Annotated in this window: 16 protein-coding genes; 13 read left to right on the top strand and 3 right to left on the bottom strand. The window is 39.4% G+C overall.

Translation table 11 applies throughout. The features are described 5' to 3' along the window. The first annotated feature begins 44 nt into the window (after positions 1-44). The 3 genes from QE429_RS14875 (at position 45) to QE429_RS14865 (ending at position 4,636) form a co-directional block, all read left to right on the top strand. Complete coding sequence (locus QE429_RS14875; RefSeq protein ID WP_307287993.1) at positions 45-1,076, top strand: threonine aldolase family protein; 1,032 nt, start codon at positions 45-47, stop codon at positions 1,074-1,076. Positions 1,077-1,311: 235 nt separating this feature from the next. Beyond that, positions 1,312-3,384, top strand: a complete 2,073-nt coding sequence (locus QE429_RS14870; RefSeq protein ID WP_307287992.1) for a GAF domain-containing sensor histidine kinase — start codon at positions 1,312-1,314, stop codon at positions 3,382-3,384. Between the two features lie 142 nt (positions 3,385-3,526). Continuing rightward, positions 3,527-4,636: an FtsZ/tubulin family protein gene (locus QE429_RS14865; RefSeq protein WP_307287991.1), complete on the top strand. Its 1,110-nt coding sequence runs from the start codon at positions 3,527-3,529 to the stop codon at positions 4,634-4,636. 745 nt (positions 4,637-5,381) lie between these two features. On the opposite strand, the gene QE429_RS14860 is transcribed toward QE429_RS14865, so the two are convergent. Together QE429_RS14860 and QE429_RS14855 are read right to left on the bottom strand one after the other, a co-directional pair. After that, positions 5,382-6,317 carry an acetamidase/formamidase family protein gene (locus tag QE429_RS14860; protein WP_307287990.1) on the bottom strand — a complete coding sequence of 312 codons (936 nt, stop codon included), beginning with the start codon at positions 6,315-6,317 and terminating at the stop codon, positions 5,382-5,384. A gap of 74 nt (positions 6,318-6,391) precedes the next feature. Then, positions 6,392-7,219, bottom strand: a complete 828-nt coding sequence (locus QE429_RS14855) for a GNAT family N-acetyltransferase (protein WP_307287989.1) — start codon at positions 7,217-7,219, stop codon at positions 6,392-6,394. Between the two features lie 127 nt (positions 7,220-7,346). On the opposite strand from QE429_RS14855, the gene QE429_RS14850 reads away from it, so the two are divergent. After that, on the top strand, positions 7,347-8,126 hold the full coding sequence (locus tag QE429_RS14850) for a nitroreductase family protein (protein WP_307287988.1): 780 nt from the start codon (positions 7,347-7,349) through the stop codon (positions 8,124-8,126). Positions 8,127-8,132: 6 nt separating this feature from the next. On the opposite strand, the gene QE429_RS14845 is transcribed toward QE429_RS14850, so the two are convergent. After that, the gene (locus tag QE429_RS14845) at positions 8,133-8,993 is read right to left on the bottom strand and encodes a hypothetical protein (RefSeq protein ID WP_307287987.1); all 861 of its coding nucleotides are present in this window, start codon (positions 8,991-8,993) and stop codon (positions 8,133-8,135) included. 317 nt (positions 8,994-9,310) lie between these two features. On the opposite strand from QE429_RS14845, the gene helD reads away from it, so the two are divergent. From helD to QE429_RS14800, 9 genes are all read left to right on the top strand, one after another. Beyond that, positions 9,311-11,620, top strand: coding sequence for an RNA polymerase recycling motor HelD (gene helD / locus QE429_RS14840; RefSeq protein ID WP_307287986.1), 2,310 nt, complete (start codon positions 9,311-9,313; stop codon positions 11,618-11,620). Between the two features lie 281 nt (positions 11,621-11,901). Further along, positions 11,902-12,234: a dockerin type I domain-containing protein gene (locus QE429_RS14835; protein WP_307287984.1), complete on the top strand. Its 333-nt coding sequence runs from the start codon at positions 11,902-11,904 to the stop codon at positions 12,232-12,234. A gap of 147 nt (positions 12,235-12,381) precedes the next feature. Then, the gene (locus QE429_RS14830) at positions 12,382-12,801 is read left to right on the top strand and encodes a Gmad2 immunoglobulin-like domain-containing protein (protein ID WP_307287982.1); all 420 of its coding nucleotides are present in this window, start codon (positions 12,382-12,384) and stop codon (positions 12,799-12,801) included. A gap of 434 nt (positions 12,802-13,235) precedes the next feature. Then, positions 13,236-14,048, top strand: coding sequence for a formate/nitrite transporter family protein (locus QE429_RS14825; protein WP_307287980.1), 813 nt, complete (start codon positions 13,236-13,238; stop codon positions 14,046-14,048). Between the two features lie 162 nt (positions 14,049-14,210). Then, positions 14,211-17,183: a formate dehydrogenase subunit alpha gene (gene fdhF, locus QE429_RS14820; RefSeq protein WP_373463204.1), complete on the top strand. Its 2,973-nt coding sequence runs from the start codon at positions 14,211-14,213 to the stop codon at positions 17,181-17,183. Beyond that, the gene (locus QE429_RS14815; protein ID WP_307287978.1) at positions 17,183-17,662 is read left to right on the top strand and encodes a helical membrane plugin domain-containing protein; all 480 of its coding nucleotides are present in this window, start codon (positions 17,183-17,185) and stop codon (positions 17,660-17,662) included. The genes fdhF and QE429_RS14815 overlap by 1 nt, the downstream gene beginning before the upstream one ends. Positions 17,663-17,744: 82 nt before the next feature. Then, positions 17,745-18,101 (top strand): Na-translocating system protein MpsC family protein, encoded by a 357-nt coding sequence (locus tag QE429_RS14810; RefSeq protein WP_307287976.1) that lies wholly within the window; start codon positions 17,745-17,747, stop codon positions 18,099-18,101. 16 nt (positions 18,102-18,117) lie between these two features. Beyond that, entirely contained in the window at positions 18,118-18,933 is an 816-nt protein-coding gene (gene fdhD, locus QE429_RS14805) for a formate dehydrogenase accessory sulfurtransferase FdhD (RefSeq protein ID WP_307287974.1), read from the top strand. Positions 18,934-19,132: 199 nt separating this feature from the next. Next, entirely contained in the window at positions 19,133-20,755 is a 1,623-nt protein-coding gene (locus QE429_RS14800) for an Ig domain protein group 2 domain protein (protein ID WP_373463258.1), read from the top strand. Positions 20,756-21,051: the final 296 nt, after the last annotated feature.

Genomic DNA, 21,051 nt, shown 5'->3' with positions numbered 1-21,051 from the left:
TAAAAAATAGAAACAATTCTTGAAAATAAAATGGAGGCAACAATATGTACAGCTTTAAGAACGACTATAGTGAAGGCGCACATCCTAGAATCTTGAATGCATTACTTGAATCCAACCTTATCCAGGCGGATGGCTACGGCGAAGATCAATTTTCGCAGCAGGCAATTGATTTGTTAAAGAAAAAAATGGGACGGTCGGATGTGGATATCCACCTATTATCAGGGGGTACACAAACAAATCTGACTGCCATATCTGCTTTTTTAAGACCACATGAGGCGGCTATGGCCGTAAGTTCCGGCCATATATTAGGGCATGAAACCGGTGCGATTGAAGCAACTGGCCACAAAATCATTTCCATTGAAGGTGTAGATGGAAAATTGATTCCTGATCATGTGAAGGCTGTATTAGAGGGACATCCTGATGAGCACATGGTAAAGCCAAAGCTTGTGTACATATCAAATTCTACTGAAATAGGCTCCGTTTATACAAAAAAAGAACTCGAGGAATTACGAGATGTTTGCCATGAAAACAATCTCATTTTATATATGGATGGCGCAAGACTAGGGTCAGCTTTATGCTCAGATGAAAATGACTTGGAATTGAGCGATCTACCAGGACTTGTTGATGCTTTTTATATTGGCGGAACAAAGAATGGAGCGCTTATGGGGGAGGCATTAGTGATTTGCAAAGACTCTCTTAAGGAGGATTTTCGCTACCATATCAAGCAAAAGGGCGGGTTGCTTGCTAAAGGTAGAGTCCTAGGTATTCAGTTCCTTGAGCTTTTCCGGGATAATCTGTTCTTTGATTTAGCTATGCATGCTAATAAGTTGGCAGGTAGATTAAGAGAGGAAATTGGCAAGGCTAATATTCCGTTTTTAATCGATTCTCCATCGAATCAAATCTTCCCCATTCTACCTAATTCTCTGATTGCTGAATTGGATAAGAAGTATGCCTTTCATGTGTGGGAAAAAGTAGACGAAGGACATTCAACGATTCGTCTTGTCACTTCATGGGCTACTCAGGAAGAACAGGTCGAGGCGTTTATAGAGGATTTTAATAAGCTGTTAAGCAAGTAAAGGCTTTTTATTTAAAAAGGGCTCCTATTAACACGTATTATTATGCTGTTATTAAGGAGTCTTTTTTTTGAAGTTATTTTTACATAAAAATGGAAATTAATTTGGATTTATGTATACCAAACCCATGTACATATTGTAAAATAAAGATATTAAGAGATTTTGTCGAATTTGTGCGGAATGAATGGAGTCTTTTATAAATTGAGCACTGCATGCCAATGAAATGGAGTACAAGGAAATGTCAATGGAGCAAACAAGATATTCTCGTCTTGCAAACATAACCAAATTAATTAATACGAAGCTTGAACTACGGGATCTGTTGGAGCAGGTAACAACGGCCATATCGGAGGAAATCGTACAATGTGATGCGGTTGGAATTTATTTACCACAAGAGGATGGAACATTCCGGGGATATGTTGGAAAACCAAAACACCTTAATGTCTGGACACTGGATATGCATGTGATCGATACAGAAATCGATTTACTTGCAAGGGAAGTCATTGAATCACAAAAAAAAATCTATATTCCTGATACCTCAAAGGATCACCGCCCCGATCCTACAGCCGTGGCTGCATTCCAAATTAAATCGTTGTTAGCCCTTCCAATCTCGTTTGAACAGGAGTTATTTGGTCTTGTCTTTCTTTTTGATTATGGGCAGCCAATGAACTTAACAGAATTAGAGATTCAAACGGTAGAGGCTTATGTAAATATGGCGGCCGTTGCCATACGAAATGCGCTTAATTTAGCCGAAAAGGAAAAATTAATCTCAGAAAAGCAGCTGCTACTTGATGTCACACGCGAATTATCCATGTGTTCAACATTGCAAAGCAGCCTTGATATATGTTTCAACTATTTAGGAAGGGTTTTAAGTAACAATCATATGGGAGTCCATCTGCTGGACCCTACAGCTGGTAAAAACATTCTCCAGGTGAAGGTTGGAAGTGGAATAGCGTCAGAGTGGAAAGAAACCTTTCAAAAAATGGGCCCTTGTAATGAAAGTGTACTTCAAGCGGTTATGAAAACCAAAAAAGCTTTACTGATTCCAGATGCGTCAGTTGATGATAGGTTAAATCAGGAAATTTGTAAAAGGTATGGAATAAAAGGCCTGTTCTTAATTCCGCTTGTTTCTATGGGGGAGGTCTTAGGAATATTAGGAGTGGTTCATACCGGAGAGGATCCTCTTGTCTACTCGGAATCGCAACATCAGCTGGCACAATCGATCGTGGATGCAACAGCATCTACTTTATACAGCTTACTGTACATGGATAAATTGGAAAGCATGTATGAGAAGAGGACAAAGGAACTAGAAGTGGCAAATGAGCAAAATCACAATGTCATAGAAAGTATTACAGATGGTTTCATTGTGTTAAGTAAAGATTGGAAATATCTTTATGTTAATAAATACCAGGACCTTCCGATGAATAAAACACCTGAAGATGTAATAGGGAAGGTAATATGGGAAGAGTTTCCTAGCTACATAGATACTGTCTTTTATAAAGAATATCATCGGGTAATGGCTGACAGGATTCCCACCCATTTTGAAACCCATGCATCCTACTCGGATAAATGGTTTGACATAGTGGTCTATCCGTACGGGGATGGAATTTGCAGCCTAATCAAAGACATTACTGAGAAAAAGAAATATGAAAAAGAATTGAAACGGTTATCAGGACTCGATCTAATCGCACAAATGGCAGCGGGCATCAGCCATGAAATAAGAAACCCAATGACAACCGTCCGAGGTTTTCTGCAGATTTTAGAAAGAGAGGATGAGTTTGGGCGGTATCAGAATTATTTACATATCATGATTGACGAACTAGACCGTGCGAACAACATCATTTCAGAATTTCTTTCTATGAGTAATACGAGGTCATCTGATTTACAGAAGTTAAATTTAAATTCGATTATTAGCGATATGACTCCCTTAATCCATGTAGATGCCTTCAATCAAAATAAATACATTGAGATTGAAACGAATGACCTTCCAGAAATTATGTTGAACCGGGATGAGACAAGGCAGTTAATCATCAATCTTTACCGCAATGGCTTAGAGGCCATGAGTGAAGGGAAGATCCTAAAGATCAAAACGTACATGGAAGACGGTTATGTCGTCCTTGCTGTTCAGGATCAAGGTCAAGGAATCAAGCCGGATGTTTTTGAAAAATTAGGGACTCCATTCTTCACCACCAAAGACAAGGGAACCGGGCTTGGATTAGGTGTTTGTTACGCAATTGCTGCTAGGCACCAAGCAAAGATTGATATTCAAACAGGACCAGACGGTACTACTTTTTTTATAAGGTATACATATTAAAAGGTGACGAGAAAACTCTCGTCATTTTTTTTGCATAATCAGCAGTTTACAACAGTAAAAATTATATAAGGTTTATTTTTTTAATAAGTCCTTTTACATTTTTTATGGTGGAATTATTTATGCTGGTGAGGAGGAGTTTTTGTTGAAATCGATTGGAATCTTAGGCGTGGGTCAAGCAGGTGGAAATATAGCGGAAATCGCATCAGCCTTAGGTTTTCAGACAGCACTGATCAATACTAATCAACAGGATGGTGCCGTAAATACCAGGGTAGAAAGGAAATATTTTGTTCCGGGCTATAATGGTGCCGGTCAAGAAAGGTCATTAGGAATAAGTGCTGTTAAAGAACATTATCAAGAGTTGATCGATTTTATTAGCCATTCTTTTAAGAATATAAAGCTATTATTACTTGCTTTTTCAACGGACGGTGGTACAGGATCTGGAATGAGTCCTTTTTTGATTGACTTATTAATTGACCAGTTACCTGGAATTAAGATAGGGGCTATTGCTATTATTCCTGAACGAAACGTATTAGCGGGAAATAGAATCAATACAGCAGAGTGTATTGAAGAACTTTCAAAAATTGAGGGGATATCTTCCCTATTCCTGGTAGACAATGATCAGATGCGCAAACAGAAGCCACAATCTAGTAAACACGAAATATATCTTTCTGCAAATCATCAAACGATGGAAGCGATTAGTCATCTCCTGAAAATCACTAAAAAGAGTTCTTTTTATGGGAACTTCGATGAAACCGATTTGATGAATATATTGGGAACAAGAGGTGTAACGATTATCTCTTCTGCTGCAATTACGGACGCGAAAACGACCTCTGATGTCTCAGGAAAAGTACAAATCTCATGGGGGAACTCCATCTTCTGCCCGGTTGAATCAAAAGGAGTTATTCGGGCAGGACTCATTTATGAAGGACCGGAGAATATTTCAAAACTCATAAATGTACCTTCCATCTTCGAAAGGGTTGGAGAACCGCTACAATTATTCGAAGGAACCTATATCTCAGAAACGGATCCCACTATTACAACCATTCTAGCTGGACTACCGTTTCCAACTCGTCGATTGTCTACTCTTGAAGAACCTCTAGAAAAAAACAAAGAGAGATTGCAGAATCTTGTTAATAAGGAACACACGCAAAAATATGAATCTCGAATCAGTTGGGCATCCAATTTAAAACTTAAAAAAATAGAGCGAAATAATGTATCTTTAGGTTCTAAGTTAAATAAATATCAGAAATAAGCTTAATGAAACCATTGAATAACAAGAAACACCTTGGTCAATACATTTAACTGGTTAACTTTAGATGTGCAAACATTGTAAAACACATAGGAAATTGCACGTGAGTAATTCTAATGGGTTCCGTTTTGAGATGCTTTTTTTAAAAGACGTGCCGAAAAGACAATCGTATCGGTTTAATAAAGAGTTAAACTCGCCATAGTATTTGGCGAGTTTCTTTATTTTGATTTTATTAAACCTCCCTTACTTGTGACGGTTCACCGTGATGCGTCAAAATGAGGTTCTTTTGGATTGGATTTTTGAATTAAACACAATCCCCATTTAAATAAGATGTCTTTTCCTTAATCGATTGCTCAGCAAGGGGGAAATAAGAGGAGATTTTCCGCTTAATTTAAGAATGGAGCTGCAAAGAATAATCTCTCATATTTGCATTTTTTGATTCAATAGGCGGAATTTATCCCTCTATTTTAGCTTTTTTTACTCAAAATCACTAAATAAGAGGAATTTCTCCGCTTATTTATCAAACCCCGTTTTAGCGTTAAATGAATTTGTACAACTTACAGGTGCGTCACATGAATAAAGATAATACAAAAATGCATAGAGATTGAAATCTCTATGCACTTTAGACTGTGAATTGTGATGTGAAATTTATTTGATTTGCCATTTGATTAGGAATGTGAACTAACGTTTTGCACCTCACAAGTAACCCCGTTACTCTGCATTCCGAAGTGTTTTTTATATAATCTCTTTAACGAATCGCTCCATGAGGAAGAACAGCATGTACACCCTTTACACCATTGACTACTTGTGTAATTCGGAGGTCAACAGCTACACTAGCAAGGGCCATCGCTTCGACCTTTTCTATTCCATAAAATTCTTGGATGAGCTTAACCATATCATGTAAAGCAGTGGCAGCGGCCACGTTTAAATCTTCATCAAACCCAAAGGTAATCCAACCAGTTGGGGTCTTTGCTCGAGGCATGTTCAACGATAAATCGTCTCTAACAATTAAAGTCACATCAACTAGGTCCATCGGACACTCAATTGCTGTACCGGAAACCTCTCCATCACCTTGAAGTGCATGTCCATCCCCAATTGAAAATAATGCACCTTCTACGCCAATCGGCAAATACAGGGTGCTGCCTTTAACCAATTCCTTACAATCAATATTCCCACCGCAATAGCGGGGAGGGGAGGTGACATGTACACCAGGTTCAGAAGGAGCGACACCCATTAATCCAATGAAAGGATCAAGGCCAACGTGAAATTGTTTTCCGCCTATTTGAGCAGTACCGGTCATCGTGGTTGCATTTAACTCCCAATCTACCTGAATTCTTTCTGATTCAGACAATCCAACACTATCATTCTGCCAATTTTTGAATCCGCCAGCCCAATTACGTCCATACCAGCCTGGCACGACATCATTTAATTTTACTTCAAGTACCATTCCAGGCTTTGCCCCACGAATGGCGATAGGACCAATCATCGGATGTCTACGATCATCTTCCTTTACAGCCGATTCAAAAACTACTCTTTCTTTATCTTTGTAACTCGAATATCCCCACTCAATATCTGGAGTAGTCACTTGTAAGCTATCCCCAGAATCAATTGTTAAAATGGGTTGATAGTCTTTACTAAAGGACCCGTGCAGGTTCTCGGATTTTAAGTCTAGTTTATGTAACATCGATGTCCATCTCCAGTGTGAATTTGTAATATTTATAATATTAATATAACATTAGTAGACAATCAAAGTATAAATTAAAATTTATATTTATAGTAATCCTGCGAGTGGTAGCTTCTAAAACCGCATGATTCATACAGCTTTAAGGCGTGTGCATTTTTGGCTTCGACTTCGAGATAAACGGAAAGCCCTTTTTGGGATTCTGCTTTAACAACTTTGGTTAATGCCTTTCTCCCAATTCCTTTACCCTGTAATTCTGGAAACACAGCAAAGCCATAAATCCATGCTTCTCCGTCGGCTTCATCCACACGAATTTTTCCAGCAGTTTTTCCATCTGCTTCAATAATAAGGTTTTTCTCTCTTCCGTTTTCCCTAATTTGCTGATTGAATTTACGTGCTTCGTCCTCATCAAAACCAAACGCTGACACCTCCAGCTGTATTTCTGCTTCGAAATCCTCTGCTGTGGTTGAGGGCCTCAGACTAACAGAAGGATCCTCGGTAAGCTCCGTTTGATGCCATTTCATTTGGTATTCTGCTACGTAAAAGGAACAAGGAATCGTCGATAAAAACTGCTTCGCCGATTGAGAAGAGGTTGGGGCATTCAATAAAACCTTGTTAATATTGCGCCTTTTAGTATCTTCAATTCCCTGTTCTAGTAATTTAGTAAAAATTCCTTTTCTGCGATAATCGGGATGAACCATCCCGCAGAGCTCTACTTTATTACCAAAGTCATAACTGGCAAGGAAACCAACAAGCTTGTTATGCTCATAATGAAAAAAGTCTTCCTTTTCCTGTCCAGTTCTATTTTCAAGCATATCAAAATTAAGTTTCAGATCAAAACCGCCATCTTTCTCGCAAACCGCCTGAAGTTCTTTTATGGCAGCTAATTCTTCTCGTGTTAACATGAATTTCACCTCTATTAATATAATCCTTACATTAAATTCTTTAAGAACTCACTATTATCCTCCTTTATTGATAGTAGATTTTATGTTAATGGTTTGCTAAAGTAAGATAAAAAAAGGAGTGAGGGCATTGGAATTTAATGATGTTATCCACGGGCACAGGTCCATCCGAGAATATGAAGATAGGGAAGTAAGCCAAGAAATGCTGGACCAAATATTAGATGCAGGTATTCGTGCTTCTTCAAGTGGTAATATGCAATCCTATTCGATTATCGTCACTAAAGACAAAGAATTGAAGAAAAAATTATACTCTGCACATATGGATCAATCGATGGTAGTGGATGCACCTATACTATTAACTTTTTGTGCTGACTTTAATCGAATGAGAAAGTGGCTTGAGCTGAATGACGCACCCGTACAATTTGATAATTTCATGAGCTTTATGATCGGTGCCATTGATGCGACGTTAGCAGCTCAAAACTGTGCTTTAGCAGCAGAAAATGCAGGACTAGGCATCTGCTATATGGGCTCAACACTAGCCAATTGCGATCAAATTGGAGAATTGCTAAACTTACCACCAAATGTCGTACCCGTTGTAGGCTATTCATTGGGTTACCCCGCAGAAAACCCTGCTCCGCGTGATCGACTGCCAAGACATGGGCTTGTTCACTATGACCAGTATCGTGATTATTCAGATGAAGATATTCTAGAAATCTACAAAGAAAGAGATGAAAAAGGCTGGAAACGCTACATGGACGTCCCTAGACTAAAAGAAATGACAGAACGTTTAGGCTTAAAAAATCTAGCACAAATCTATACCATGGCCAAGTATACGAAAGAATCTCATCACGAGTTTTCGCAGACTGTCCTAAAATACTTGGAAAGCCAGAATTTTATGCATAATGAGTAATACATATTAGATATGACTGTGGGATTGATTTAACCAATCCCACTCTATGATTTCACCATTAATGAACAATCGTAACGGTTGATCTTTGATGAAGCCTGCTTCACGCATTTCGTACATCCTCTGGTTATAAAACTGAAAGGACTTCTCTTTTAAAATTCCATAGAAGTAGGCGATTGGCTTTTTCACGCTGCTCGTAAATTTTAGTTTTCGCATTAGTTGTTTAAAGGATTGAATAGCGAGTTCAATGGCTGAATTCTTATCTAGCTCAAAGTCACGGGCGACAATCTGAGCCATATGCCAGTATTCTTCAATGAGTTTTGCCTCTGGAAAGAAGCATTGGACCAATTGGACAAACGGCCGTGGAACACGATCACTCACAAAAGTGTGGTCCAATTCAGACGGTGTTTCTTTACGTTTATAAATCTCGTGATCTTTTTCAGTTTTTAAAAGATTAATAGTTTCTTTAGGGCAGTCAAGGATTTCCGTTTTAGGTAGTTCATTGGTAGGAAAACGATTAAAGACATAGAGATTGCTAGTCTGGGATCCGTTTTTTCGTTCGGTTTCATAGACAGTGAACATGCCTATTTTTTTGCCTTTCAAAATCATTCGTTTAAAAGTGGAACGGGAAAGAATGTTTTCCTTGTACTCTTGATTAATCGCTTTTAACATGGTACCGATTTTAGCATTACAAACCCCAGGGATTTTGGCAGAGAACCGAACTAAAGTTTTTAATCCAACCAACTCACCTTTAGTAAAATCTTTCTTATGATCGAGCAACCACATTTCCATATGATGATTAAACTGCTTTAAATTCTCGAACTGTGAAAAACTTTCAAATCCCTCAATGTTTCCAGATTTTAAATTCATAGTACCTGAACCACCCTTATCAAATTGATTTAGGCCATCATACGTGGGTAATCCACATGTCCGGCATATTCACAATAACGGGTTAGGCTAAGTAATACGAATCACGAAAAATCACATTTGAGGGCTTTTTTGTCATTTTTCGAACCATTTTAGCTTCAAAAATGAATTTTGAAGGCGATTTTTGTAATTTACCTCATAATTCACCACAATATTTTCATTCTTTATTTGATGCATTTTTGAAACACTTGACTAGACACAAAGATTTAGTATATTCTAATTATTCGTGCTTCCCAATTGTTAGGTGAGGAGTGAATAAGATGAGTGCTAAAGACCAAGTGTCTGTCCATAATCATAAAGACTATCAAGCAGAAGTAGAGCGCCTGGAGTTTACGAAGGAATACATACGAACGGTTTTAGACATTTCGAAAGGGAATAAGGAATTTTTTGTTGAAAATATGAGGCAATCTTTTGCCGATCTGAATTCTGGTGATAGTAGTTCAAGCTACACGGATCTCCTCGCGAATGCCAGCTTTCTTGAATTAGCAGAAACTGAACTGAAAAGATTAGAAAGCGTCATTGGCAAACCCTATTTTTCAAGGATTGATTTTACGAGCAATAGTACCAACAAGGAAGAAGTTCTCTACATAGGAAAAGTATCATTATTTGACCGTGTGACACAGCTGCCCATTATCGTGGATTGGAGGTCTCCAATTGCCAATGTCTATTATGACGGCCGGCTGGGAGAGGTATCCTATGAGGCATACGGAGAGGAACAATCAGGCTACTTATCCTTAAAAAGGCAATATGACATCGTCGAGGGACTCTTAAAAGACATAAGAGACATCGATTTAACTACTCATGATGAGCTGTTACAGAAATCTTTGTCTGGAAAAGCAGACAATCGCTTAACAGAAATCGTGGCGACGATTCAAAATGAGCAAAATGAAGTAATCCGGGCATCTCTGAAACACCCGATTATCGTTCAAGGGGCCGCCGGAAGCGGGAAAACAACCATCGCACTCCATAGAATATCCTACTTTCTCTATTCCTTTGGGTTTCAATTTCCTCCAGAAAAATTAATGATTCTCGCACCAAACAGACTGTTTATTGACTATATTTCCGCCGTCCTACCGGAATTAGGGGTCAACAAGATTAATCAAACCACCTATATCGATTTTATGAGAAGATGCCTCGGCCAGAAAATCAAGCTATTTTCACCTAACTCTAAACTGATGAAGCTGCTTGAAAAGAATGGGAAAAATAAATCGCTTCAATGGGTGTCTAGCTATAAAGGATCGCTCGAATTTAAGGAAGTAATCGAACTATATGTAAAAGAATTGCAATATAAACTAGCTCCACAAGAAGATTTTGTCGTGGAAAATTCCGTTCTGATGAAGGGTCTTAAACTAAAAAAACTTTTTCTAAAAGAATATACGTACTTACCAATCTATAAAAGAATTGAAAAGATAAAGAACCTGTTAGAAGAAGATTTGAAAAAGAAGAAATCGCTGATGTTATCGAATCTTAATAAGAAATATGAAGAGGCACTAGAGAAAGCCCTATTTAACACAAAGCTGAAACCAGATAAAAGAAAGCAAAAAGTTGTTTCCTTAATGGAAACAAAGGAAAAAAGAAAAAAGAGGGTGGAGCAGGAGGCAAAGGTCGCAGTAAAAAAATATATGGATGCGTTTGTCATGAAAGATATTTTCACCCTGTATAAGGAACTAATGACTTCTCCTGAAAAGATCAAAGAGCATTCCACAACGCTTTCAGAACAAGAATGTAAGCTTTTAAGTAAATATTGTCAGCGAATTTTTAATCGAGGAGCGTACGAGTTAGAAGATTTAGCACCGTTATTTTTCATGCAGGCAAAGCTCGAAGGTATCGATGAAAAATATAAAATGCGCAGTATTTTTATAGATGAAGCGCAGGATTATAGCTATTTTCAATTTGCTGCATTAAAAGAAGGCTTTGAGACCGACCTGTTCACCATTGTGGGAGATTTGGCACAAGGCATTCATTCTTATCGTGGCTTAAACAGCTGGAAGCCGGTTTTGGAAGAAATCTTCCCGAATGCAAACTATCAAGCCTTACAAAAAAGCTACCGGACAACCGTTGAAATCATGAATCTGGCTAATGATATCTTAATGCTGATTGACCAAGACCTGCCAAAAGTTGTACCAGTTATTCGGCATGGTGACAAGCCATATTTTAAAAGGATAGAACCTACGAATTTGGAGCAGGTGAGGTTGCAGCTGGAAGAGGATATTTCCTCTTTTAAAAAGGAAGAACTGCACTCCATTGCGATTATTGGACGTACCGATAAAGAATGTCAAAGAATCCACCAGCTTTTTGAAAACAGTGATCTGCCGATTCAGTTATTAGAGGAAAAAGTAGAGATGAAGAAGGGGCATATCGTAATTTTACCTTCTTACCTATCAAAAGGGTTGGAGTTTGATGCCGTGTTACTTGTCTGCTTAGAAGAACCGTATTCTGAAGTAGATTTAGACATCAAATTGTTGTACGTATCGATGACAAGACCGATGCACCGGTTGTATTTGTATGGGAAAGAGCCGGCAGACTTTTTACTCAATAAAGCGGATAGTTTACATTTTCAAACTAAATGAGCGAATGATTTAGGTAATTAAATAGTATAAAATAAGCTTGGTATACCAAGCTTTTTTATTTTGTAAATTATGAAACATCCTATTTCTTTTAATGGTTATATTTTTACCCCAATATATTTTTTATTTCTAATCTTTTATATCTAATAAATTACGAAAAATCAAACTACTATACTCTCATTTATCCTGTAACCATCAACAAATATGGACAGATAACTGGGGAAAAATTACCGATTGCCTTAGAAGAACTAGAATTATCAGTCGATCTTCCAGGCCATTTCACGTTGTACAAGCCGTTCTTTGTTGGATACGTGGACGATGATAGTAAGACTGTAGCGTATTGGTTTTCGGGGATGTATGTGGGAGCTGCCACACCAGGAGACGCCAATAAAGACAATGTGATTGATGTACTCGACGCATTATACGTAGAACAGCACTGGGGCAAAAACGAACGCAGTGCCGACATCAACTTCTACAAAACTGTCGATGACAAAGATATAGCCTACATTCAGAAAAACTATTTAAAGAAAAATCCTTCAGCCAAAACAACACCTGAACCGAAAGAACGTGTTGAAGGTACAACATTAAGTGATTTTCTTACAAGATTAGGATTGTAGTAGAAATATATATAATTATTAGAAATAGTAAATAATAACTTGAAAAGTCGGTCAGTATGACGGCTTTTTTGTTTGGCTAAGATTAATCCTGTTAATTAATTCTTGGAAGTTTTAATGTGAATAAAATAAAGTAAGGGGGTGTAAAAATTGAAAAAAATCAGTTGTATTTTTTCTATATTAATAGTCATGATTGGTTTAGTGTCTTGTCATCAACAACAAGAAGGAACAACTAATCAACAAAAGCCAGTTCCAAATATACCTGAGAAAAAGGTGTACCATAACCAAGTGTTTAAAGACGTGGTTGTAGCTGAATCGGAAGAGAAAATCATTATATCAGGTAAAGCCCAAGTATTTGAAGGAGTTTTTCACTATACTCTTTATGATGGAGAAAAAGTATTGTTGGATAATAAGTACCAAACAGATGGTGCTCCTGCATGGGGAGAATTCGAAATTACCTTTGAAAAAGATAGGGTAACTACTAATGATACTAAATTGGAGTTATTTGTCTTCTCTGCGAAAGATGGTTCAAAAGTGAATATCTTAAAAATTCCAATACCAAAACACTAAAGCTAATGGACGATTCTCATGGCTGAAAAGTAGTTATTGTTCATTTGCAGAACAGATAATATTTTTCTTTAGGAGAAGGTAATACTTTAAAATCCAATGTGAAACCAAAAAAGTTCCTAAAATGTTCACAAATCTATGAATCCATGTTACTATAAGAAAGGTTTATAGAGGATGGAATGTTCATTGATGTAGGTTAATTGAAGATTGACTGTATATCCTGTTCTTCCATTGTGTCTGTAGCGGGATGGATTGCTAGTATATAAAATGCTCAGTTATCAGCCCACTGTAAAACGGTACATGCATTGGCATGTGGACCGATTTATGGTGGGCTTTTTTGCGTTTTCTTTTAGAAAAAGTGGTGGGCGCAGTTAGCGGCAATTATCCAATTGTATAAACAATTTGCTTTTTATATTCAACTTACAGGAGGAAATGATATGGCGTTTCATAGTTCACAGCGTATTGCGGAATTAGCAGTTGATGCAGGGGCAAAAAAAGCATCGATGCGTGCTGAACATGCACTATTATTAGGATTTTTAGGTGGAGCCTTTATTGCATTAGGATTTTTATTAGATATTCGCGTCATTGCCAATTTACCGAAGGAATGGGGTACATTCAGCTCACTTTTAGGTGGTACGGTATTCCCGGTTGGACTCATGCTCATTATTATTGCGGGTGGAGAATTGTTAACAGGGAATATGATGGCACTTCCGATTGCTGTACTAGCAAGGCGCGCAACGCTTGGGCAGCTGGCGAGAAATTGGCTCTTAGTATTAGTCAGTAACTTTATTGGTGCCATCTTTGTCGCATTTTTCTTTGGTCATGTCCTAGGGTTAACGGAAACAGGTCCATTCCTTACAAAAACTGTTGCTATCGCACAGGCCAAAATCGACGAAACCTTTCTTCAAAGTGTGATCTCGGCAGTCGGCTGTAACTGGCTTGTTTGTTTAGGTGTTTGGCTTGCCTTTGGGGCAGATGATATCGGTGGAAAAATTCTTGCGATTTGGTTCCCAATTATGGGGTTTGTTGCGATCGGTTTTCAGCACGTGGTGGCCAACATGTTTGTTATTCCTGCAGCGATCTTCGCGGGACATTTCACATGGGCAGATTACTTTGCTAATTTTGTCCCAGTAGTAATCGGAAATGCAATTGGTGGGGGAATTTTTGTAGCCCTAATCTATTGGATGGTTCATAAGGATTCACTTCAACCACTTTCAAATGCAAAACCAAGCGTAAAGAAAGCTGGATAATCAGGTAAGGGTTTTCAATGCAAAAAACAATATTAATAGTATAATTAATAGAATAATAGGAGCATTTTGATTTAAGTGAAAAATTCGTATGAATTTAGTGCTCATTAATCATGTGTGATTTTTAAATAGATTTCTCTGCATTCAACTAAGGAGGACTTTACAGTGAGTGAAAAAGTGAATGTTCTGATTAACGGAACAGCACACGAAGTAGAAAAAGGAACTCGTATTTTAGACTATTTACTCAAACAGGAGATGGAGCATCCGCACATTTGCTATTCTGAGGTTCTTGGACCGGTACAGAGCTGTGATACGTGTATGTGTGAAGTTAATGGCAGCATTATGCGTGCCTGTTCTACTGTGGTAGAGGACGGAATGGACATCTTGACTTCGTCTGAGCTGGCAAAGAACGCTCAAGAGGAAGCGATGGATCGCATTCTTGAGAACCATCTATTATATTGCACCGTATGTGACAATAACAATGGCAATTGCCGTGTACATAATACGGCAGAATTGATGGGAATTGAACACCAAACTAGACCTCACCGTTCGAAGGGCTACGAAGTAGATATGTCGCACCCGTTTTATCGCTATGATCCGGATCAATGTATTTTGTGCGGACGCTGTGTGGAAACTTGTCAGGATCTTCAAGTGAATGAAACACTAACTATTAACTGGGAAACCAATCAGCCGCGTGTATTATGGGACGGAGGAAAAAGCATTAACGAATCCTCTTGCGTATCCTGCGGTCAATGTGTGACTGTTTGTCCTTGTAACGCATTAATGGAAAAGTCCATGCTTGGAAATGCAGGATTTATGACAGGTATTTCTGATGACTTACTTACACCTATGATTGATATCGTAAAGGCAGTCGAGCCTGATTATCAAACCATCATGGCCGTGTCAGAAGTAGAAGCAGCCATGCGTGAAGAGCGAATTGAGAAGACCAAAACCGTTTGTACATTCTGCGGTGTGGGTTGTTCATTTGAAGTATGGACAAAAGACCGTGAAATTCTTAAAATTGAACCATCTGAAAATGCGCCAGTTAACAGTGTTTCCACTTGTGTAAAAGGAAAATTCGGATGGGATTTTGTCAATTCACAAGAACGTATTACCACACCGTTAATCCGTAAAGGTGATGTGTTTGTGGAAGCGAGTTGGGATGAAGCTCTTTCACTTGTAGCAGAAAAACTTGGTGGAATTAAAGAAACCCATGGCAGCGATGCAATTGGCTTTATTGCTTCATCTAAAATTACGAACGAAGAAAACTATCTGATCCAAAAGATGGCTCGTCAAGTGTTCGGAACCAATAATGTGGACAACTGTTCTCGTTATTGCCAGTCACCTGCTTCATGGGGACTTCAGCAAACTGGAGGCATCGGCGGTGATTCTGGAACGATTCAGGATATCGCGGGAGCTGGTCTTGTCATGCTAGTTGGATGTGCGCCAGCAGAAGGACACCCTGTTCTTTCTACACGTATTAAACGTGCGCAAAAGCTTCACGGTCAAAAATTGATTACCGTGGACGTTCGCAGACATGAAATGGGTGACCGAGCGGACTTGTTTGTTCGTCCAAAACAAGGAACAGACTTTGTATGGCTTTCCGCTATTACAAAGTATATCATTGACCAAGGCTGGCACGATGTGAATTTTATCACAGAGCATGTCAATCACTATGATGAATTCTTAAAAATGATTGAGCCGTACAGTTTGGATGAGGCAGAGAAGATTACGGGAATCGCAAAAGAAACCTTAATTCAAATGGCAGAAATGATGCGTGATGCGGATGGAACTGTCATTTGTTGGGGAATGGGTGTCACGCAAAATATTGCAGGCTCACACACCTCTGTTGCGATTGCAAACCTTCTTCTTGCAACAGGTAACATGATGCGTCCAAACGCTGGCGCCTACCCATTACGCGGGCATAATAATGTGCAGGGTGCTGCAGATATGGGTACTATGCCTAATATCTTCCCAGGCTATCAGTCCGTAACAAATGTGGAAATCCGTGAAAAATTCGAAAAGGCGTATGGTGTGGAAATCTCACCAAATCCTGGCCTTGACAATATTGAAATGCTCGGGGCTGTCGACCGAGGCGAGATGAAAGCAATGTACATCGCGGGTGAGGACATGGCATGGGTGGATGCAGATTCGAACCATACACAAGCGATGCTTGAGAAATTAGATTTCCTTGTCGTACAAGAAATCTTCTTAACAACAACAGCCCAATTTGCTGATGTTATTTTACCAGGAGCACCTTCTCTTGAAAAAGATGGAACGTTTACTAATACCGAACGCCGCGTGCAGCGCTTATACCAAGCATTACAGCCGCTAGGCGATAGCAAACCGGACTGGTGGATTTTTACACAGCTCGCGAAAAAAATGGGCTTTGATTGGAATTATACACATCCAAGTGAGATTTTTGACGAAATGGCAAGCTTAACACCTTTCTTCAGCCAGTGTAACTATGAAGTGCTTGAAGGCTGGAACAGCTTCCACTGGGGTTCTCAAGATGGATCAAACACACCGCTGCTTTTCACAGACGGCTTTAATTTCCCTGATAAAAAAGCTCGCTTCGGCTTGTTTGATTATGTACCACCAATGGAGTTCCCTCAGGAATTTGATCTCGCGTTGGATAATGGACGTCTGTTGGAACACTTCCATGAAGGAAACTTAACACAGAAATCTGAGGGACTAAATTACAAATTCCCTAAGGTATTCGTGGAGGTTTCTCCAGAATTAGCGGAAGAACGCGGAGTAAAGGACGGCACACTTGTACGTCTTGTCTCACCATACGGAGCTATTAAACTTCCTGTACTTGTAACCGACCGCGTAGAAGGGAAAACAGTGTATGTGCCAATGCATTCTTCAAGCCACGAGAGTGCGGTAAACCTTCTGACTGGTGGGGCGGTGGATGTCGTGACACATACCCCAGCTTATAAACAAGCGAAAGTACGGATGGAAGTACTTGAACTGAAAGGTGAAAATCCGCTTCCAAGATACAATCCACGTAATGCGACCCGTACACCGCAAATGGGCCTGGAAATCTACCGCAAGTGGGAACGCAGTGACTACACACCGATTGCCGATGTGAACGAGTATGTTACACCTGGTTTTTATGACAGGAGGAATGCATAATGGCCAAGCCGATTAAAGTCATTGAAAAAATAGAACTGACAGAAGAACAAAAGAAAATGCAATCCCTGGAGAATCTTCTCTCCGGGGTTGCGGAAAATAAGGACTCGTTACTTGAAACATTGAGTCTGATTCAAGAATTACACGATAGTGGAATCTTAGATGCGTTTGGAAGTCTTTTAAAAGCGAAAGAGAAGGCAGCAAAAATCGCTGTCGGCCAGCTTACACGAGAGCCCGTCACGAACATGATAAACAATGCGATGGCAGCAGGCGGTATGTTAACGGAGTTGGACCCGGAAACAACGGGTAAGCTTGCGAAAAGCCTGACCCATGGATTAAAAAAGGCGGAGCAGGGATTAAAAGAGGATTCCAAAATTGGACTATTGGACTTAATGAAGGCGTTAAAAGATCCTGATATTAACCGAGCAATCGGTTTTGGCTTTAATCTGTTAAAAGGCATGGGTGAGGGATTAAAAGAGTAAAATGCAAACCCATTCGGTGAAGTTGATGAATGGGTTTCCTCTTCAAAACCTAACTAAGTGTATGAGTAAGGAGGGACAATTTTTGGCAAAGAATTTGGAGCATCAATTTAGCATGCTTGTTCGTGAGATTCGGAAGGAATATGTCGGGAATGGTCCAAAGGAAATTACGACTAAATTTATCGGTTCTTGGGCGATAAGTGAAATGAAAGGGAACCTGACGAATGTGGAGAAGTTTATGATTACTTCGGATCATGGTGAACAGATGGTCCATGAAACGAGAACGAGATTTGTGAAGGAAATCTATAAAAAGCCAGAGGTCCTTTTAAAATTTCAAGAATTGATGGGTGCAAAAGTACTACGGTTATTCTCTGACATTAATATCAAAGAAGATATTGCGATGACTGTATTCGTTTTTGACCAGCCGATTGAGGGAAAGTAACTGGGAGTGAAAAAGTATGGATCAGCCAATGAAACTAGAAAGTAATATATGGCGGTATGAGGATGGAGCCATACAAAGAGTGACGGATACCATCGTCACGGAATATCCGATCACCATTGTTCTAAATGGGGAGGAATTCGCGACACTCGTCTGCAGCCCTGAGCACATCGAGGAATTAGTGGTTGGCTTTTTGGCGTCAGAAGGAATTATCAGAAGTATCTCAGAAATTAAGGAACTTACGATGATTGAAGCGACCGGGCGCGCCATTGTCAATACGCATAAGGTCAACAAACTAAACGAATTGTTCCATTCCAAGCGAGTAGTCACCTCCTGTTGCGGAAAAAGCCGTCAAAGTTTTTATTTTTATAATGATGCAAGAACCGTTAAACCATTGGAAAACGTTGATGCGACGATTTCTATCGACCAATGCTTTCAGTTAATGCAACTGATGCAGGAGTCGTCTGTAATCTTCCAGGACACGGGTGGGGTTCATAATGCAGCACTTTGTGACCGTAATGGTATTATTGTGGATAGGACGGACATAGGGCGACATAATGCTTTAGATAAAATTTATGGTTATTGCTTGCAGCATTCGATCTCCCTTTCAGACAAGATTATTGTTTTTAGTGGTCGAATTTCTTCAGAAGTTTTGCTAAAAGTAGCGAAAATAGGTTGCGGGATTGTTCTGTCAAAATCAGCACCAACCGAACTAGCCCTAAGGCTCGCGGAAGAGCTTCAAATTACGACCGTTGGTTTTCTCCGCAATCATTCCTTAAATATCTATACAAGACCGGATCGGATTGAGGTAAAAGGGAAGCAATCACTAACTTAAAGAAGTACCGTTTCAGCAATTGAAGCGGCACTTTTTACATTTATTCGAATGTTTGTTTACGTGGTGCATGTAGATCATGGTTCATGTTGGGAAAATTTTTAATTTTACGAATTCACCACACTACCTTAATACTAGTGTGGTACTTTAATGAGGAACACACATTAAAGGAGTGATTTGATTGACACGTCAACGATTTTCAGTGATTGCATTAGTTTTTCTATTAATCTCCTCTCTTTTTTATGTTACACCGAATGCTTCAGCCGAGAATGCACTAGATCCTGCTCCACAGCTGCAGCCAGTCGGTACGGCTAATGGGAAGAAAATCTTATTTGATAATACTCACGGACAAACGGCAGGAGCGGCCGATTGGGTTTTGGATGGAGGGTTTTCTGACTTTGCCAATGCCTTAGCAAACAAAGGGTATTATGCAAAAGAACTGCGTAAAAATTCACCGATTACCTATGAAGATTTACAAGGCTATAATGTATTCATTATTGGAGAAGCAAATATCCCTTACAAAACATCTGAACAAGCTGCCATGATCCAATATGTGCAAAATGGCGGGAGTCTCTTTTTTATCGGCGACCATTATAATGCGGACCGCAACAAGAATCGTTGGGATGCTTCGGAGGTCTTTAATGGTTATCGAAGAGGTGCCTATTCCAATCCTACAAAAGGAATGAGTACGGAAGAGGCTTCGTCTGCAGCCATGCAGGGAGTAACAGGATCGGACTGGCTTTCAACCAACTTTGGAATCCGTTTCCGTTACAACGCGATTGGCGATGTAACAGCCAATGATATTGTGGCACCAAGTCAAGCCTTCGGAATTACTACGGGGGTCTCTACTGTTGCCATGCATGCAGGGTCAACGCTAGCTATAACCGATCCGAATAAAGCAAAAGGAATTGTCTATCTTCCTTCAACATCTTTGGCGTGGGGAAATGCTGTGGATCAAGGTGTCTATAATGGCGGGGGCAGAGCAGAGGGCCCGTATGCAGCTGTCGCTAAGCTAGGTATAGGAAAAGCAGCATTTATCGGAGATTCTTCACCTGTAGAAGATGCGAGTCCAAAATATTTACGTGAGGAAACAGGCTCCAGTAAGACAACGTACGATGGTTTTAAGGAACAGAATGATGGTACATTACTTGTGAATATCATCGACTGGTTGGCAAAACAAGAAAGTTATACGGCGTTATCACAGGTGAGCGGACTGCAGCTTGACCAGCCAACTTCCTTATTATCGATGGAAAATCCACAAACATCTACTGAGCCTCAGGCTGAACCGTGGGCTGCACCAGCAACAGGCTATAAATGGTATGATTCTTCCACGTTTAAATCCGGTTCCTATGGTTACGGTTCTAGTGGATCAGGCGGATCCGGCGGGACAACGGTATTGAATGAAAAATTTGAATCGGGAACCAAAACAGCTTATACTTCAGGCAATGTAACACTCGCAAGTGGTTCATGGTATTTTGATAATGCGCTTATTGGCAATTTGTCAGGAGATAAGAAAACGGGTACACAGTCGGCACGTGTACGATCAGCCGGAGCTATTACCATGAACTTCAATGTAAGTGGAGCAAAAAGCATACAGATTTCTCATGCTAATTTCAGTACCGATAGCGGGGCCAATTGGCAGCTTCAAATGTCTACTAATAGCGGTTCGTCGTGGACAAACGTAGGAAGTACGAATACTAGTACATCCACTTTAACGGTGAAAACATTTACGCTGAACCAAACAGCACCGGTACGCTTCCGCATTGTTGTTTCAGGTACAACAGGACAGAGAATTAATTTTGATGATATTGTGATTAGTAACTAAAAAACGTCAGGAAAGGTTCTCTGGGTTTTTATTTGACCGTATGTAAGAATGGCTAACAATGACAGTCACTGTTTGTATTGATGTTATAAATAATTATAATATGTAAACAATAGACTTTTTTGGCTATCCTATGTTTTGGATAGCTTTTTTAATGACAATCTTTTGGACTTTCCGCTATTCTCTTTTTGTTGGCAGATGCTCTCTTAATACCAATGTTTTCCGTTACTAATCAAAAACAAGCATCGTTTAGTTTTGTGACTGTAAACTTTCCTTGTTGGTAAAAAATATTAGTTTAT

Origin of the sequence: Bacillus sp. SORGH_AS_0510, from assembly GCF_030818775.1 — a bacterium.
GTDB lineage: Bacteria > Bacillota > Bacilli > Bacillales > Cytobacillaceae > Neobacillus.
The sequence above is the reverse complement of the archived record's forward strand: the minus strand, read 5'-3'. Positions and strand labels throughout refer to the sequence as shown.